Annotated in this window: 5 protein-coding genes; 3 read left to right on the forward strand and 2 right to left on the reverse strand. The window is 51.0% G+C overall.

What is annotated here, in order from left to right; translation table 11 throughout:
* Positions 1-93: 93 nt before the first annotated feature.
* Positions 94-10794, reverse strand: a complete 10701-nt coding sequence (locus tag J7438_RS10195) for an Ig-like domain-containing protein (RefSeq protein ID WP_209276453.1) — start codon at positions 10792-10794, stop codon at positions 94-96.
* Positions 10795-10806: 12 nt separating this feature from the next.
* Positions 10807-12300 carry a TolC family outer membrane protein gene (locus tag J7438_RS10200; RefSeq protein WP_209276454.1) on the reverse strand — a complete coding sequence of 498 codons (1494 nt, stop codon included), beginning with the start codon at positions 12298-12300 and terminating at the stop codon, positions 10807-10809.
* 68 nt (positions 12301-12368) lie between these two features.
* Between J7438_RS10200 and J7438_RS10205 the strand changes: the two genes are divergently transcribed.
* The 3 genes from J7438_RS10205 (at position 12369) to J7438_RS10215 (ending at position 19417) form a co-directional block, all read left to right on the forward strand.
* Positions 12369-14561, forward strand: a complete 2193-nt coding sequence (locus J7438_RS10205) for a type I secretion system permease/ATPase (RefSeq protein WP_209276455.1) — start codon at positions 12369-12371, stop codon at positions 14559-14561.
* Positions 14558-15892 (forward strand): HlyD family type I secretion periplasmic adaptor subunit, encoded by a 1335-nt coding sequence (locus J7438_RS10210; protein ID WP_209276456.1) that lies wholly within the window; start codon positions 14558-14560, stop codon positions 15890-15892. Before J7438_RS10205 ends, J7438_RS10210 begins: the two co-directional genes overlap by 4 nt.
* A gap of 135 nt (positions 15893-16027) precedes the next feature.
* Positions 16028-19417, forward strand: a complete 3390-nt coding sequence (locus J7438_RS10215; protein WP_209276457.1) for a hypothetical protein — start codon at positions 16028-16030, stop codon at positions 19415-19417.
* The last annotated feature ends 174 nt before the right edge of the window (positions 19418-19591 follow it).

Here is a 19591-nt window from a genome sequence, read left to right on the forward strand (position 1 = left end):
GCTGATCAAAACTGCATGGTTTCGTGCCCTGAACCGTGTTTTGGCAAGTCTGAATAGATGAAAGAATAACCGTAACTATCCCTATCGGAACGCTTATATAGTGGCAATCAGGTAACCTTGTTCCAGCTGGTATTTCAGCGTATCTTCCGAACTGCTGCCCTGTAACCAGTCAACATCTGCGAGTTCAATGGTATTGGTCCATTGGTGGGCGCTGGTACTGGCAAGGTTCAGGTGGGTGCTGCTGCCGTTGGTGTTCAGCGCCATGTAATCATAAGGCTGGGCTCTGGCTTCTGCAGGCAGGAAGCCTGAGATATCGATAACATCTTCTGCACTGTGAAAATTGAATACCCGGTCATAAGCGGGTGCAGCTTCACTGCCAGCGTCTTCTTTCCGCCAGTAGAGCCTGTCTATTGCATGACTGGTTGGGCTCAGCTCCAGAATATCGTTGCCAGATCCGCCTCTCAGTTTGCTGCCTTCATTGTTGGCATACAGGTGATCATCTCCGGCACCGGCATTTACAATGCCATCGCCCTTTAATTCAGCGGCTGGTGGTGCATACAGGGTATCTTTTCCCTGGTGACCAAACTGATGGGAGACAATCAGGTGACCCTGTTCAACCAGCGAACTTAAACGTTCTGCGGTATCCATGGTGTTTCCTCCTGGCAGTAGCGTTTCCAGCGGTATGGTATCCAGGGTAATCACCTCGGATAGTGCAGTGATCCGCGCTTTACCATCCACTTCATCAATAGTGACCTGGTTTGCCAGATCACTACCGGACCACACATCGTCAAGGTTCAGCAGCTGGCTCAAATCAATAACATCCACGCCGGGCTCGAAGTCCTGGATAGCGGTTGTGCCTGTATCGCCAGCCTCAAAGAGGAACGTATCACGGCGACCATCACCTGAGCCTGAGTACGCTCCCCCCCAAACTGTATTGTTTCCTGACCCGGGAAGTATCTGGTTTTCACCGTTACCCCCGGCAATAAGATCATCTCCATTACCAGCGGAGATCTTCGGCGTTGTGCCATCGGAAACGATAATATCGCTGTTTGGGGTGCCGCTGATGTCTTTACTTTTTTCAAACACCACAATGTTCAGGTCAATGACATCGCTGCTCTGGTTATTCCCATCACCAACATCGGAGATGGCCTCAACATTCAGGGTATAACTTCCGGTTTGATGATCTTTAAGGTACAGGTTTTGCAGCTCATTGCTGACCAGTGCAATACCTGCGGGGCTGGAGGAAGGGGTACCTGTTGGTGTTCCGGCATGGTTAACCAGCGATGCACTGCCTGGTAGTCCCTGAACAAGGGTGTAGAGCTCAGTGCCCACCAGATTGCTGACAGTCAAAGCAGGGTTGATCACTGAAGCCCGGAGAAAAACAGGTACGGGTGTTTCTACGGTGGTAATGATGCTTTTGCGATCAATCTGCAGTGAGGGCTTATCAGACTTTGGCGCAATGGTAATGGTGCTATCCATCACAACTTCAGGGCCATAGGCTGTTGTCAGTCCATCGGTTTTATCCACAGACCGGACGGCTAACGACATCAGTAGTGTTCCATGACCATCGCCCGGATTAAATTCCAGCTCGGGTAATGTGGTATCCGCTGTTGCTATGGTTGCGGTGTAACCGCCTGAGGCATTTGCCGAGAATATGGTTGTCGTTTGGCCAGGAATGGTCAGGCCGGGTTTGATGGCCTCTGGCTCAGGAGGCATCAATGTGGGGGCGTTGCCCGGTAAAATCGTCAATGTTGCCTGAAGTTCTTCCGGATGGTCATGTTTGTCTGAATGGGTGTCTGTGGTTTTGGCATTCAGACGAAAGACGATGGGAGTGTTTTCATCCCCCGTCATTGCCCCGGGAATCTGATCCAGTGTGATGGGGTCACCCACAGGCTGTACCTTAATCTGAAATGCCTGCTCGTTACTGCAAACCGTATTCAGGCTCTGTTCGTGGCTGTGACTGTTCAGGGTCAGTTGCACCACACCGCTGAAGTCTTTCACTGGCTTCAGTAACAGTGGCTGTATATGGCCATTGTTATCTATTAAGTGTGCTGGAATCTGCCACTTCCCGCTCCCGTTAAAGGGCAGGGGCTTGCCGGAACTGTCCTTGACCACCTTGCCATCAGGCAGGCCAGAGAGCACAACAGAGATGACTTCAGAGCCATCATTATCGTTCAGGGCCGCAATCAGCCCTTTTATAGGGATATCTGAGTCTTCATGGCCTTCCTGATTGGGTGCAGTAAGGGTGGCACAGTGATTGACCGGTTTAACCATCAGATCAATCGCTTTGCTAAATACTTTGCTGTCGGTATCTCCGGTTCCCGGAGCAGTATCCAGTACTTCTACAGCAAGCGGCATGGTATAGGTTCCCGCCGGTAGTCCCGGTCCGGGCGTGAAGGTGAAGCTTGCTATCCGTTGCTCAAACTGCGCTTCTGTTTCGGATGTTTGTCGAACTACTGAGTTGTCCGGTTGCAGCCCATTACCACGGATAACGATGTTTTCCGGTGGTTTAAAGACAACTTTTTCGATGGTTTCCGAACCATCAATATCCGTGGTTCTTAACTGCAGGTGCATGGGTTCGGGTTGATCCGCATCCTTCCACTCATCGGCCTCCGCTGCCGGTTTTGTCCAGGCTCTCAAGTCATATACCGAATCTTTCGGTGGTTCATCCGGTGAGTTTTCCACCACCGGCAGTACCTTGAACGGGATCTTGAAGTCTGTTTTGCTGGTTTGGTCGGAATCGGTATTTCTCTTCAATATGTGATAGGTAATACTGTCCTCTCCGGAAAAGTCCCTGGGGGGGCGAAATTGAAGGTTTCCGACGTCTTCCGGCCTGGTGATGTACTCGGTGACCTCACCATCGTTATTCCAGTACACCGTTGTGAAACCTTTAAGGCTCCACCCGTGAAGATCAGTCACCGTCATACGGAATGTGGTTTCTTCCTCTGAAGAGGTGTGGGTCTGGTCGAGGTCGATGCAACGGTCTGGAATGGTGAAGTAGTAATCCTCTTTACCCTCTACCGGTTCTGAGCAGACAAACAGGCTCTCCGGTGGTATCGGTTGATCTGGGCCACCGGTATTCTCTTCGACAATGACCTGCATCCGGGCATAGCGTGCTTCCTCATCCCCAGCGTCTTCAACAATGACTTTCGTATGGATAAAGTACGTGCCTTTCTCGGTAAAATGGACTGAGACGCCATCAAGTTCACCACTTTGAATCAGCCATTTATCGTTATCAAAGATCAGCTCCTGCTCTCCGGAGGTTTGCAGATGCCAGCCTCCTGTCACCTTTTTTCCGGCACGGTCATAAACGTCGATCTCATATTGAGGTCGTTTGTCGTCTTTTATTCGCTCACTGCCATCTCTATCGGTGGCAACAAGTTGTAATGCCTCCAGTGGCACATCATTTCCTGTAAAAGGCCCGGGGTTATCAATAATGACCCGGGTGTTTTCATCAGGATTGAACGGTGTGGCTGGAGGCTGTTCTCCATCAACTTCACCTCGCCAGTCAATATGCCCACTGATGGTTACCTCTTTTTTCGCCGTTAAACCATTTTGCTGATCCGAGATTTCCACGGTAAAACTGAAGTCGGTGCTCTGATGGGTGGGTGTCGGGTAATCATGATCAATCGTTCCATCTGAATGGATCGGTACTATGCGGATATCACCTGCAGCAAGCGCCCTTTTCAGTGCATCCAGGCCGCCCGTGTGATCAACCAGGGACCCGCACTGGTTGGCCAGCAATGCGCCATTTACCATCAGTTGGAAACCATCGGGCAAATTGAATCCGGTAATATCGGTCATGGCTTCACTGCCATCACTGTCGCCCGGGGTGAACCCGGTAAGGGCCAGTGGCGCTCCGCCCGAGAGAAATTTGCCGGCTATGTCCAGTTCAACTTCATTACCCCGGATGGGGGCGATGGCCTGATCCCGGGTATCCACCACCGGGGCAAAGACAGCTCGCAGCTGGTAGTCAAAAATAGTATGGGCTCCGTCCAGTTCTGTCACCAGAACCTTCATGGGTACCAGTGTCTCACCGGCATAGTCCGGCGGTGGTTTCAACCTGTATTTGCCAGAGCTAAGATCAGCTGGCGTTATTTGGAAAAACGGTTTGTCATTAACGAGAAAAGCGATGGGCGGCTGCCGTCCGTGATTATCTTCCAGACGAAACTGGCTGTCTTTCAGGGTAACGACTGAGTTCAGGCTTTCGGAGCCATCCATATCTGTTGAGTGCAGATCAAACACCAGGGGCAGTCTTTGGTCTTCCTGGCCACGGCCTGTCAACTCATTGACTTTATCCGGATTCACGGTCCAGGTATCATTCGGGGTCACTTCCGGCGAATCTGGAACCCCTTTGATGCTTATTTGCATGAACCGGTCCGGTGATATGGCTTCTTCTTTGCCAGCCACCGGTGTGAGCCCATCCTGAGTAGACTCACGACTGATGGCGTTTATTTGCAAACGAACATCGTCAAAGTTTGCCGAACTTCGATCTTTTCCCGGTTGATAATAGAGGTGGTCAATATCCGGACCAGTGACTTCAAAATGATTCGTTGAGCCGAGCTTTATTTCTGTCCAGGCGCTTCCCTGCCGAATCCACAGACGGCCTGTAGCTTCTCCGGGCTTAACCAATGGTGTGACTGTCAGGAAGAGGCTTTCAGACCCGTCCGTATCCACCAGTGCTGCCTTGATGTGGTTGCCAATGGCAATGCGCTCATCTTCATGTCCCGTTATCTTAACGGTGTCAGGGTCCGCACCCGCAGGCATAACCACCAGTGTGGGCGGGTCTGCCACAGGTTGAACATTGACAGTAATTGTTGCCGGTGATCGTGCGGTTTCAACCGCAAAATAACCTTGTTCGGTTGCGATGGCATCCACCTTTATTGCCAGTCTGCCGCTCCAATGTTCATCAGACTGAACAATCAGCTGCCCAAACTGCTCTGGCGTAAGCGTGGTCCCGGCGTTAATTTCCTGCCCATGACACAACAGTTTCATGCTGTCTGGTAATTGCATTATCTGGTATGAGAGGACTTCTGATCCATCCTTATCCTTAAGACTGGCTTTTATGCTGTTGCCAAGGGGAATGCTTTGATCCTCCTCGCCGGTGACCACAGGTATCTGTTCGGGCCAGGTGGGGGGATCCGCTACGCCTTTAACATGAATAACCACCGGAGTGCTAAGGCTTTGAACCGACCCCGGGTTGTTGCTGATGGTGGCATTCAGGTTGAGCGTGACCTGGTGGTTGTGGAGGGTAAAGTCCGACGCATCGGCTGCGGGCAGATAACCAAGATTGACAGCGCTCAGGATGATGCTGCCGGAAACCATGCTCCGGCTCATGGCGGCAAGGGGGATATGTACGGTATCACCCGTGGCGCTGAGAAGTTTGCCATTCCAGATAAGCGTTCCTCCCTGAAGATCACGGGTGCTGACCGATAGGTTGGTCAGGGTTTCCTGCCGGTCCGGGTCCCCAAGATCAATGGAAAAGGAGAGAGCAATAGGCGTTTGCGTGTCTTCAGGGCCTTCGGTATTGATGACGCTGGTGAACGTTGCAGCCCGGTCAGCAATAGTGATCTGGAAAGGTGCCGAACTGTTATCACCATCGCCATCGACAATGGTGTGGAACATCTTCAGGGTGAAGTTCTGTCCCGCACTGTGATTAATATGCGGATAGGAAAGGAACCACCATCTGCCATTGCTCTGGACGATCAGTATGCCTACATCCGTGGTGATGGTGGTTGTATCGGTTGGGCTGACTGGATAGACCATATTCTGGTAGGTGATGGCGGTGAGCCTGGCATTATCGGCATCGGCATTCAGGGAATCGTTTCTTAGCAGATTACCACTGAAAGTCTTGCCTTCTTCCCCGATGGGCTGGTTATTTTTCCGATAATAGTTGCCGTTGGCCACCGGTACGGTATCCACGACGGTGTAGAGAAAATTTGCCGGTGTGCTGTTGAGGCTATTGTCACTGTCGCTCATCAATACAGGTATGGTCAGAGTAATCGAGTTGCTCTGGCTGGCAAGCGACGGCGGATGATCGAGGTTGTCCAGCTGTTCAAATTGAATAGTGGCCGCAGTCGGTTGTGGATCACTCACTGAAAAGCGGAAAACCGGCAGGTTATCATTGGCCCGGCTGATGGTCAGCACTGACTGGTCCGGACCAGAGACAGTAATACCGGTCAGTGGCTTACCATCGGAACTGAACCCGGCCACCTCCTGGGCAATGATGAATCGATCAAACACTGGGACGGGGCGGTCAGAACCCGGGATATAGTGGAGGGTACCGGTCACGGAAGTATCGTTGCCTTTGTTAATGTCCGTGGTTGCCGGTGGCTGGGTGATTTTGCCCGGTGTCGGATATTCACCGTCCAGTAGTGACAGGGTCAGGACGTCACTGGTTGTAGTGCCATCGGCATCTATGGCCTCCAGGGTATAGCTGACGGGCAGCATCGGGGTGTTCAGTCTGGTCGCCGTCAGGTGATCAAGGTAATGATACCAGGTGATGCCAATGGTGGCGGTTACTGAGGTGGCTGGGGGCACATAAATCACCGTTCCATCATGCTGTATCGTGGTCAGACTGAAAATATGATCCTTTTGTTTGCCATCCTGAATGGACCAGGCTTCCCAGGTTTCAGGGTAGCGGACTCCTGCCGAGGGTCCGAAGTACCGAATGGGCAGGCCATCGGCTGTCAACCGGTTGCCCAGGTCATCAAGGGCAAAGCCGCTGCTGTCGACGACAGGGGGCAGAAACCAGACTTTGATCACGGCATCGGTATCGGCACGGATGTCGACGTTGATCCGCTCGCTGGCCGGTGTTCTTTGATACAGGGGCTCGGTCATTTCCAGGTCATTTATCGCCAGCTTCAGTTCAAGATTGCTACTGACATCATTGATCTGAACCGGAATCTGTTTTTCCGTGGTATCACCGTCTGAATCCGTAATGGCCACCGCAATGGATAAGGGCCAGCTGCCCTTATCCTGATCCATGGGATGGGAGAGTTTTACTGTGTAGTGCAGTGAGGCCGACAGTGCGGGGAGTGGTTGATCATCAAGCGTCACGGTGAGTACCGGGGATTCCGGCTGGGCAGGCCAGTGCAGGGAAAGGGTTGGCCCCTGAGCTTTCCAGATCAGCGGCTGTTGGTTGGCGAACAATCCATCCAGTCCGGGCTGGCTGGCTGAAAATTGCCAGCTGTCTGGCACGATTTGGTCGGACTTCGGGGTGGCTGTAATCGTCCCGGTGGCGGTAACCGGCAGGTTTACTTCATCGATGTTGATCTTTGAGGGATTGCTTAATACCGGGAATACACCGTCAACAACGGTCACTGTAACCATACTCTCTGTAACTGCCGGTGTGCCGTCAATATCGTCAAAGGTAAAGGGCAGGGAAAGGATAATCCGCTCGCCATTCACCATGACTGAATTATTGCCCACAGTACCGGCCAGGTGATCCAGGGGACGAACCAGCTCGCCATTAACCCTGACCATTAGATTTTTGTTGTTTTTGTTAACAGCCGACAGTGACAGAGTGAGGATATCGATGTTTTGGCCATTCTCGATAACACTGCCCCGAAGCTGGTTACCAGCTGACGTGAAGCTGACCGGAGTGCCCAGTGAGGTCAGGATACCGTTCAGGTTGTCAGGATCTGCAGTGAATCTCAGGCTCTGGGGGTCGATGGCATCAGAGCCATCGCCATGCAGGGTGGCAATAGGGCCAGCGTAATACTCGGGATAGCGGGGCGACGTGGTCAGGTTGTTTTCGCTAAAGGTCAGGTTGATCTGCTCATTTCCCGTGGCGGCCGGGCCATCTTTAATGCTGACAGAAACAGCCGCATGAGCAGTATCACCACTGCTGTCGGTGACAGTGTAGGTAAACTCCTGGGGCAGAGGTTGCTGGCCCGGATGATACAGAGAGTCCCGGGCCGTATAGGCGTACTGGCCATCCGGTTGGACAGTGAGCGAGCCGTAAAGGGTTTCAATCCTGGTGTCGGTTTGAAAACTGAACAGCTGCCCGGTTTTTGCTGTGGTGTTTTTATCCAGATAAAACCGGTCAAGGGAGACCTTGGTAATGTTGAGAGTCTCAAGACATTGCACATCATTGTCCAGCAGATTACCGGTCACCGTTTCACCTTCGGTGAGCTCAATATGGTCATCCCTCAGGGTTACGCCACCATCAATCACCGACAGCGTTACGGTATGGCTGATGGTATTGAGGTCATGATCGCTGGCGGTGAGTACCACGGGAATCATTGCAGGCTCAGGTTCTGTGACATCCAGATTGGCCAGCTGTTTTACTTTCAGGTTGGCAGACAGGTTGCCTGAGGTGTCGGTGCTGATATTTTCCAGATCAATGCTGAGCACCGGTTTGCCGGACAGGGTCGATAGCATCAGACTCTGGTTGCCCGGACCGGGATGCAGGTTATCAAGATCCAGACCTTCTCCGTCGCTATTGGGCAACCGGCTGGCCAGGGCGTTGTTCAGCTGCTCTGCGGTTGCATTAATATCCAACTGCAACTGGTCCGGTGGCAGGGGGTCGGAACCTTTCAGAACGGTAATCTGGCCGTAATCCGGAATGGGGCCGGGCTGGTCACACTCCTGGTCGATGGGCATGGTACTGACCGTGTCGTTTGAAAAGCTCAGTGCTGTGCCATCCAGAACCGTAAAGCAGATGGTGGCACTGCCGCTGTCCCCATCTGTATCAGTAACGGTAAAGGTAAACGTCTCGGTCAGTGTACTGTTGGTGGTATGAACCAGGTTAGGTGTTGCAGAGTATTTCCAGGCACCATCGGGATTGACATACAGGGTGCCGTATTGACCGGAAAATGGGTAAAAATCCGCTATGTCACCGCTGAGGTTATGACTACTGGTTAACGGAGTGCCATTGATGGCCGTGAGCAGGCCGCCATCGCTTCCGGCTAGCGCGGGGGTAAATAATTTGCCGTTATGCTCACTCCACAGTGCCGTAGTGCCTTCCTGCACAAGAACTGGCGTATGATCCACCAGGGTTGGCACATCATCCGTAATGGTGACTCTTAATCCTGCCTTGGAGTAATGGGTTCTTTGATAGGTTGGCGAGTAAAGGCTTTTCTGATAGGGCAGGATAAAGCTGAGTTCGTCATTGCCTCCCGGATGAAAAAAGGGACGGTCAACCTGTAAAGTGGCCAGGCCTGTGCCTGAGTCCGGCAGGGTAAACGTGAGGGCTGTCTGGGTTGATGTCCCATCATGGTAGACGGCAGTCAACGTTTTGGGGTCGGTGATCTGCCAGCTGACCGGAAAGCTGGAGCCGTTGTCAATAATGTTGATATTGTCGGGTAGATCGGTAAGGTAAGCGGGCTCAAAAGAGAGTGCTGTGCCGCTGGCTGCAATGGGATCTATGTCAATGGTAGCTCCCATATCAACGCGCTCCTGAATGTTGATGCCCGGAGGGTTACCCAGGGGCATCAGATGATCGGTGGCGATGGTACAGGCACAGTCTGTAACGGATGCCACAACCTGATAATTGTCGCCTTCGGTTATAGGTAACGTAAAAGGGGGATGGTTCCAGTGGTTATCCTCTACCGGTACTTTGCTCGGGACCTCCTCTACCGGGACTTCGGCCGTTATCCTGTTTTGAAATACGCCGGGGCCAAAAAAAACAGTAACCGACTGTCCATTTTCAATACCTGTGGTCTCACCGGTTATGGGCATATTAAAGAAATTGATACCGTAGGTGTCGATATCGTTGATCCAGATACCTGCTTCGGTATCAATGGACAGCAGCAGCTCTGCAGTGGCCGTATTACCGGCCCTATCGGTAATTTTAGCTGTCAGTGTATGGGGACCATCAGACAATGGCTGGATAATTTGGGCAGACCAGGTTCCATTGCTGCCAACCGGGATGTCACTCTTCAGTAGCTGGTCATCAGCGAACAGCGCTATCGTACTGTTGACTTCACCGGTACCGGTCATCACCGGTATATTATCGCTGGTAGGATTGTCAGGCTTATCAGCTGCTTTGCCATAACAGGAGTCACTCTGTGGGGCGAGTTCAAGGGTAACTTCGGTGACGGTATCCAGCAGAAACGTTGTGCTGTCCCTGGCAATATTGCTGGCCAGATCGCTGGTTTCTGCTGTTATGGTAATAACGCCGTCTAATAATCCGCTCCTGGTAAGATCCGCCTCCATTTGCCAGCTGCTGCCATCGCTGTTCACCGCTGTTTGCAGCTGCCATTGATGGCCGGCCTGATCCGTCAGGGTCAGGATAACCGGGCGCAGGGGCTCAACATTTACCACCTGGCCAGCGATGGACAATGCCCGGGACTCCCGGCTGTTGACGATATTATCCGGGGTGATCGGTGTATCAATGGTAATCAGTGCCAGGCAATCCCTGGCGGTCTGGTCACTGAGCGTTGCGAGAACCACCGGTAGATTATCCAGCCCCGTGCCAATGCCGGCATCGGGTGTGATGGATGGCGTAAGCAGAGGAATGGTGGTCGGCGTCATCAGCCCTTCATCGGCGGTCTGTTCCTCAATGGCTGCCTTCTGATCGTCACTTCGTTCATCAGTAGCCAGGGTGACCGATGGTGTTTCTGACAACCGGTACTCATTGGCATCGGGTAACTCACCAACAGATAAAGCACCGGCAGTAATGGGCTGAATCAGGATATCTGCATTGCCTTCAAGCTCAATCAGCTCACCAGCTATCAGCCGTTCGCCTTCTGCCAACAACTGACGACGTTGGCCTGGTAGTAGCTTCCAGGCATGGCCAGCAATGCCAATGATCCTGCCATCATTACTCAGCAATACGAGTTTATTCATGGTGTGGTGCCATCATTGGATGACGATGGGATAATGAAATGTTTGTGTCGTTGGTCCCATGCTCAGGAACGTTTTCCGTCGGCTGTGTTTTGCGGTAATACTGGCTTCAGGAGCCGAGTCCGGCGGCAGCGTCAGTCCTAACGACTCAAGCAGTCGGTCGGTAATATGCAGCAGCCGGTAGCATGCAACAAGCTGTGCAGCCCAGGCACGGTTCCATGCCAGTTCCGCTTCAAGGCTTTCATTCTCGGCATTCAATACATCCAGTAATGCCCGCTCTCCAAAGGCAAATTGCCTCCGGTAGGCCGATACCGTATCCAGACTGTAGGTGACGTGTTTCTGCAATTGCGGCAGTTGTCTGTTGAGCTGAGCATGGGCTTCCCAGGCGAGACGGGCCTCTTCCTGAGTATCCAGCAATGCCTGGTGGTAGATATCTTTCGCTTCGTTCCAGCGGCTGAGGGATGCCTTCATACGCCCGGAATCAGCGCCACCATTAAACAGGTTGTAGCGGGCATGGAACATCAGATTATAATCATCATCACGCCCAATCAGACCATTCATGTTGTAGTTCCATGATCGGGTTGCCTCAAAGGAGATTTCCGGGTAGAAGCGTCCCTTGCTGGCCAGGTACTCACTCTCTGCGGCGTTATTGTCCTGAAGCGCTGATTTCAGTAATGGGTAGTTTTTTCCAGCCAACAGAACGGCCTGCTCCATTGTTTCTGGCAGTAAATCCATATCAGGCACCGGTTCGAGCAGAAAACAGGCTGGAGCGCCCACCAGCCTGACAAACTGGAAACGGGCATCCTGCAAATTGTTTTCAGCAGCAATGGTATTGGACTGAGCCCTCGCTAGTCGGCCACTGACAAGACTGAGGTCTGCAATGCTCTGCACACCGGACTCAGAACGTTTGAAAATGTTGTAGTAAATGTCCTGGTGAACCTTCAGATTTTGCTCGGACATGGCCAATGCCCTTTCCATCATGATCAAAGTCAGATAGGTCTGGGTCACTTTGAGTGCCATCTCGGAAGCGGTGGTTATCAGTCGGTACTGTGCAGAGCGTGTGCTGGCTTCAGATCTATTACTGTCGTGTATTGTGGAAAAACCGGCAAAAAGCACTTGGCGAAACGTAATGGAAGACTCATATCGATGAAGTCTGTCATCACTGTCAGGTCCACCGGCACGGGTTGTTTGGTTAGAGGACCATTCATAGCCGGAGCCTCCCTGTACATTCAATGTTGGCAGGAATCCTGATTTGGCAATGCTTTCCTCATCAACGCGGGTCTGCACTTTTTGCATGGCCAGGTGCAGCTCCGGGCTCGTCATCAGTGCAGTAGACACGGCTTCTGCCAAACTTTGAGCATTTGCTGACGGGATGTTGGCAGCAACCAGCAGGACAGACAGCCAGCATCGAAGATGATGAATACCGGCAAGACGCTTCATACTCATAACAGTGTTGAAAATGTTCCGGGGGTGATCTTTCACGTAGCGGGAGCCGTGAGGTTCAGGCAAACAAAGAGGGCTACCTGAAAATTAACAACTGACAAGGTCCAGCGATAAAAAAGCCTGAGTAAGCATAGATGATTTTTCTGAGCTTGGCTGAGAATGGCGGGGGAGGCATTTCTACTCTAGGCTCTGTTTTGCTTAAACAGAATCTGTCTCTGGATGAAGTTGCAATGGCGCAAAGCCCTTTACTGACCAGCTTGATCTGGATTGCCAGGTTTTATGGGATCAGGGTCATTGCAGAAAGTGTGCTGACGGGCTTGCCCGTTCAACCGGATGAGTTTGCCGATGAATATCTGGAGCGGGCTGCCGGGAACGCAGGGCTTACCCTGTTCACCAGACCGCTGGTATCCCACGGATCACTGGAAGAAAACTGTCCACCATCGTGCCTTCCCTGCATTGTCTGGTTGGCAAAGTCACCCATCGTTGTTGTACAGATTACCAAAGAGTATGTTGAGTTGCGCCAACCGAAACATGGGATGGCCGCAGAGCGTCTGCATCCTGACGACTTTCTTCAGAATATTGACAACCGGATGGTCTTTTTCAGTCGAGCCAGGGTTGAGGATGATCGTGATCCGGACTATCCACCGGACTGGCGGGATCACTGGTTCTGGGGTTCGTTACTGGAAAGTCGTCGTATTTATCGGGAAGTGTTGTTAGCGTCTCTGCTTGTCAATGTTTTTGCCCTGGCGGTGCCACTGTTCGTTCGCCTGATCTATGACCGGGTGATTCCCGGTATGGCACTGACCACGCTGAATACACTGACCACCGGTGTGGTGGTTGTTATCTTTTTCGAATTGATCTGTCGACAGCTACGCACCCGATTTATTGATATAGCTGCAAAAAAATCCGACCTGCTGATGTCCAGTCAGCTGTTTGCCAAAATTATGAGAATCCGAATGTCGTTTATTCCTGCAGCCGTAGGCTCATTTACACGGCAAATTCAGGACTTTGAGGCCATTCGGGAGTTTATCACCTCCACTACGCTAACAGCCATGGTCGATTTACCATTTGCCATCCTGTTTCTGGTGGTTATAGGGCTTATGGGCGGTCAGCTGGTGTGGATTCCCCTGATAGTTATTGTTTCTATGTCGTTTATCAGTGCCGCAGTCCAACCCCGGCTCCGTCAGAGTATCGAAGAGAGTGAACGACTTTCGGCACGAAAGCATGGGGATCTTGTGGAAAGTATCACCGGTCTCGAAAGCTTGCGGCTTGCCGGTGCACAGAGTCGTTTTCAGCAACGCTGGGAGCAGGCAACCGGGCATATGGCGACCTGGGGGCTTAAAACCCGGGCAATTACCGGCAATGTTACCGCGCTGGCAACCTGGCTGCAGCAATTGGCAACCGTGGGCATTGTCTATTTCGGCGTGCTCTTGATCAGCGCTGGCAGAATGAATATGGGCGCATTGATAGCCATTATGATGCTTTCTGGCAGGGCGATAGCGCCTTTTATGCAACTGGCACTGCTGGGCACACGGTATTACCAGGCTCGCAGTGCTTTTATGGTGATAAACCGGTTGATGGGGGCACCTGAAGAGCAGGGTAAGCAAATGGCCTATCGCCGGGTCAAAAAATTTCATGGAAATATTGAGTTAAAGCAGCTGTCATTTTCTTACACTGATAGTGTGATTCCTGCGCTTTCTGGTATATCCGTGGCCATTAACAGCGGTGAGAAAGTGGCTGTGGTGGGGCGCTCTGGCTCGGGGAAATCAACGCTTGCCCGTATTCTGGCGGCACTCTATCAACCCGACCAGGGACAGGTATTTCTGGACAGTATTGCCCAGGGGGATATTCATCCGGCAACCCTGAGAGCGAAAATAGGCTTTCTGCCCCAGGATCCCTGGCTGTTTCATGGTTCAGTGATGGATAACATCACCATGGGGACTTCCAGCTTCTCCGAGGAAGATCTGCTGACCACTGCGAAAGACTGTGGTGTGACATTTTTCACCGGCGACTCTCTGGCTGCTCTGGAATACCCCGTGGGCGAAGGTGGACGACAGCTCTCTGGTGGTCAACGGCGGGCCGTTGCATTGGCCCGTGCCATGCTATCCAAACCGGACATCCTGATTCTTGATGAGCCCTCTGCGCACATGGATAGCCTGATGGATGCCCGGGTTCAGAAGACACTCAAGAGCTTACCGGAAAATGTAACTCTGATTATCATCACCCATAGAAGCAGTCTGTTGTCGATTGTTGATCGTGTCATTATGTTGGACGGCGGCAAACTGGTTTCTGATCAGCCTGTTCATAGCAGAGAACCGCAGGCATGAAAGCAAAATCATGGTCGGAATGGTTGCGGTTAACCGCCAGTAACCGCCAGCAGGCTCAGCTGATGGACATTACTGTTACTTCACGCTGGTTTATCTGGGTGATGGTTTTTTTTGTCGCTTCATTAATTGTCTGGAGTTGTCTGGCTATGATGGATGAGACCGTCACAGGCTATGGGCGTGTTATCCCTTCCAGTCGGGTTCAAGAGGTTCAGAGTCTGGATGGTGGAACCCTGAAATCTGTCCATGTCAGGGAAGGTGAGTTTGTCCATGCCGGAGATTTGCTCTTACAGATTGATGAAACGCGCTATCAATCCTCTTTTCGGGTGAATGAGTCTGAGCTGGAAAGCCTGCAGGGCTCTGTTGCCAGACTGGAGTCCGAATTATCGGCACTGGCAGGGCTGCAAAATGGCTTACGGTCTATGGATGATCAGGGTGGTATCAACTTCCCTGAGCACTATCAACAGCATTTTCCTGAACAGGCACTTCAGCAAAAAGCACTGATGAATGAACGGATGGCGGCACTGAACAGCCAGATTACCATTTTCGAACAGCAAGTCATTCAGAAGCAGCATGAACTGAATGAGCTCAAGGAAAAAGTAAAAACGCTGACCAGAAGCTTACAGCTTGCCAATGAGGAGTTATCGCTGAAGAAACCGCTCACGGATGATGGCGTTATTACCCGTGTAGAGATTATTAACCTTGAACGAAGGGCGAATGAGCTTCAGGGGGATCTGACCAATGCACAGTTGATGGTCGCTCGTCTTGAATCTGCATTGAAGGAGGCCGTCGGGCGTCGGAATGATCTGGTGATTCGTTACCGGGCAGACTTACAAAAAGAGCTGCAGGATACGCGGGATCGTTCCGGCAAACTGCTGGAGGGGCAGGCAGGCCTGGAAGACCGGGTTCGCAAGGCGGCGTTGCATGCACCAGTGGATGGATTAGTCAAAACGGTGAAGGTGCATACAGAAGGCAGTGTTATTCAACCAGGAAGTACTGTCGTTGAGATTGTACCGGCAGAAGACCCTCTTATTTTTGAAGCCCGTGTTCAACCGGCAGATATTGCCTTCCTTCAGTCCGGACAAATGGCACTGGTAAAGTTAACGGCTTATGAATTTGCCACCTTCGGAAGTTTGAAAGGAATTGTGGATACCATCAGTGCCGATACGCTGGATGATGAAAAAGGTCTGCCGTATTACCGGGTTCGAATAGTGCTGTCAGGTAATAATAGCTCCATGCTGTTGATTCCCGGCATGACAGGGGTAACCGATATTGTGACGGGGAACAGAAGTGTACTTGAGTATTTTATAAGCCCTTTGCTGAGAGGCTTTTGAGTATAGAACAGAGATCAGTTAAGTCATTAACAAGACAGTTAGTCTTACTGACTTATCTTCAGATACAAAAAGGAACTAAATCTGTTTCATGGTACTCAAAATAGAATCAGCTCATGATTCAGGAGATATAACCGGATGGAACCCTCTAATAACAACCCCGTTGACTGGGATTCTGCTGGCCCACAAACCCCGTCGGAAGATACACATCAGGCATTGGGCATCAATATCGTGGGTGGTGCCAGTACTTCTGGCACAATGGATGATTCCGTAACTCTGCATGACAGACAGGTTGAGGCTTTACCGCCTGCCAATAAAGTCCAGAGTGTTTATACTCGCCCTGATCATGATACGGGCAACTTACGCACAGCGCTGATCAGTCAGGCTATCAGTTATTTATCTATTGTCAGGAAAGATATATCCGGTTTGCCGGTGGTAACGGGCGTATTTGTCAGGGCGTTTCGCCAGCCCATGGTTTCAGAAATTCAGGCTTCAGTAGCTCAGGTACCTGTTCTCAGGGATGAAGACTTTCTCAGTAGTTGGCAGATGGATATCGTGGTAAGCCCTGGGCAATGCAAGGATTTAGCCCGGGTAATGGGGCGTTTTTTGCATAAAGAGAAAAAAGAAGATGCTCGTGTTTCTTCTTTCTCTGGAACAGGTGTACTTCAGGAGGAGAAGTTTCATTATCTGTTCAATGGCGAAGAGTTCTTTTCAATCAGGTTATTAACGCTTGACGCCCCCGTAAACCTGAATATTGGAGATTACACCTATCAACCCTCTGAGGGAAAGCCTGTAACACTCAGAATATCCACTGAAGCCTGGGGCACATGGCTGAATCAACAGTTTGCTGGTTTGGTTAATAATCCCTGTGCGTACAATATTATCGAGACCGAATTCCAAACCCAGGCAATAACCGATGAGGAAGCGTGGTGCCTTTGCCCTGAAATTCAGCAATGGATCTACTCACAACAGCCGGTTTATCTGCATCCAGCGGTTTATTATACCTATTGTGCAGCCAATATGCCCCAACCCGTTTATTCGCCATTAGCGACTGCCTGGCAATCCGGATACTGTTCTGGTACTCCGCAACAATTTGAGATAAACGTACCAGTTGATCTTGAGGCGTCGGCTATAACATCGGTAATGCAGCCCGGTAAGCAGGGAATAGTTGAAGATCAGACTGGTGATCTGACACCGTCTTCTACAGCTGAAACCGCAACACCTGTCGCACTTCAATCAGGTCCGGCACATTTGGTGTTGAACAATGGTAGCAGTCTAATAAAAGATACCGATGCCATTCAGGACCTTGGCTTTTCCCTGATTGCAGACGTACTGCCATCTCTTGAACCGGCGGGAGCCGGAATTGTGCACCAGGGCTCGAAAGTTGAACAGTCTGAATCAAATAACGAAAGCAGCGGTGACAGCAAAAGCAGGGGAAGAAGGCAACGACGCGGAGTTAATGCGCCTGAACGAACAAAAAATGCCCGGAAAAAAGGCAGCGCAAGGGGGCTGCGTGCAAGAGGAAGTGATCGTTATGGATTTGCGGCAGCGATTCAGGCTTTAACCAAAGTCACTAATGTTGTCGCTGACGAACAGAGGGCACGGTTGGAGAAGTTGTCTATACCTGATGAGGTGATTAGCGGGTTAAACAACCTTATCAGTACTGAGAAAAGCGCTGAATTAGTGCGCCACCCTTTCAGGCGCAGTCCTTTCCTTGGCAGAGCCCAATGCTACTACGTCAAACAACCTGAAGAGGGCTTTAACTACAGCTATGAAGGGCTGGCTGGCATTATTGAAAAGATGGTTCATGAATTATGTGACTCCCTGAAACAGAGTGAGTGTTCTGTGGCGAGCCAGAATGAAGTCAGGGCGATTATTGCGGCATTAATGCTTAAATATCTGGTCTATATGCCCAAAGAAAAACATCAAATGAGTGCGCTTCTGTTCAAATTAACAGACATGATTGAACATGACTGCAGAATCATTGCGCACTATGAAGCGGGTAGCGGTTCACCGATCCTGAAGTTGTTGCCGCAGACTTTTCTGGTGGTATTGACCTCAGCTGAATTGGAAAAAATAACCCTGCCGGTAAACCTTCAGCAGCGGTTAGTCAGTACTCTTGTCACCATTATGTCTGCGTCTAATCATCATGGCTGCTACGATATTTCTGCATCAATTATTAGCTCGCTTCACCAGTTACCGCTTGATTTGCCTCTGCCAGACCTGAATTGGCAGGAAGTTAATAACCTGGCAATACAGATACAGGAAACCTTTGGTTATTTGCACAAATTGATGGATTTTCCGGGGGCTTTGCGGGTAAACCGTCTCACAGTTGCCCGGGCAGTGATGGATTTGAGGGATGGACTACATGCACTCCAGGAAAAAGGTAAAGATAGCCGGAGCCTATCGTGGTTCTCACCGGCACCCGGGAAGCAAGACCGCATCGCCATGGCTGTTCGTTCCGCTGAGAAAATATTGGGCGACGATGAGCTGGCATTCAAGAAGGCGTGTCGTGAGTTAGTCCTGGCTAAACGTAAGGCGCAGGAGGATATACGCAGAAAGCGACTTGAAGCGCGGATGAGAATGCAGCAAAAAGAGAGCCATCCGCCAGAACAGCCTGGCCGGGACATTGAGCAACCAGAGGAACAAAATGAGGAGCAATCTGAGAAATCGCGTTATTGTCTGGTGACCGCGCCCATCAGGGAGACGGCAGTCGATGCTATCAAGTTGGAACTCAGTCCATGGGAACAGAAATTGGCCGTTGCCGTATCGCTGTATAAAGATGGCCAGCTTGCTGAGGCTGAAGCCAGCAGGGCGTCTGCACTGAAAGCCTGTAAAGATAAGATTGACCGGGCCTGTGTATGGGCGGACTGTGGCAATGCCTTGCTGGAACCCTATCACGAGTTGCTTGCCCGGGTGGTAACGGTCACAGCAAAAGTCACTCCGGTTAAACGTCTACTGGATCTTATTGCACAACTTATTCCCGATGACGTGGTGAAAAAATCTGGCGATGCAAAAAACTGGCTGTCAGCAAAAAAATATAAAATACCAAAAGAAGCGTCACTTTTATCATTAGCCATGAGCTTGCCATCACAAGATGAGATGAATTCTTTACTTAAGGCGCTCAGATCGACTGTGGAGATGTATGAAAAGGCGGTAGAGCTGATGAATGATTGCTCTGTCTTGCAGTTGCGGGATACGGGGGATTTTATCTTGCATATTATGGAGAGTGACCTGAATAGCCTTTTTGATCAGCAGGATGACTTGCTCTCCATCAGAAAGGTGGTTGCCAGTGTCATGACTGCGCGCTCTGAACTTATGAAGAAACTCGGCTTTTATGGTCCTCGCTCCGGGTCCAGTGCCAGCACAGAAGCAGCCATCACTTATCAGAAGAGCGTTTATACTCAGCTGCGTGAGCGCTTGAGCAGGGAAGCAGCACAATTTGATGTTAATGAAGCGGATTTGACGAAATGGGGCAACTTAATGGAACGTATCGGTCAGTTGAGAATAAAGTCTTCTGAAGTGTAAATGCGTTTTGAAGATCTTTTATTGACATATTCGTGTATTCACTACGATGATATAACGTTAGACCTGCAATTTTCTCCCCCGGTTTTATCAACCAACAGTTCCTGATGAACGTTGAGAAAATTCATGCAATCCCTGGTATGGATTGCCACTGGTTTTTGGCTCTCAGCCCTGCGT

Origin of the sequence: Thalassotalea sp. G20_0 (assembly GCF_017744175.1) — a bacterium.
Classification (GTDB): domain Bacteria; phylum Pseudomonadota; class Gammaproteobacteria; order Pseudomonadales; family Endozoicomonadaceae; genus Endozoicomonas.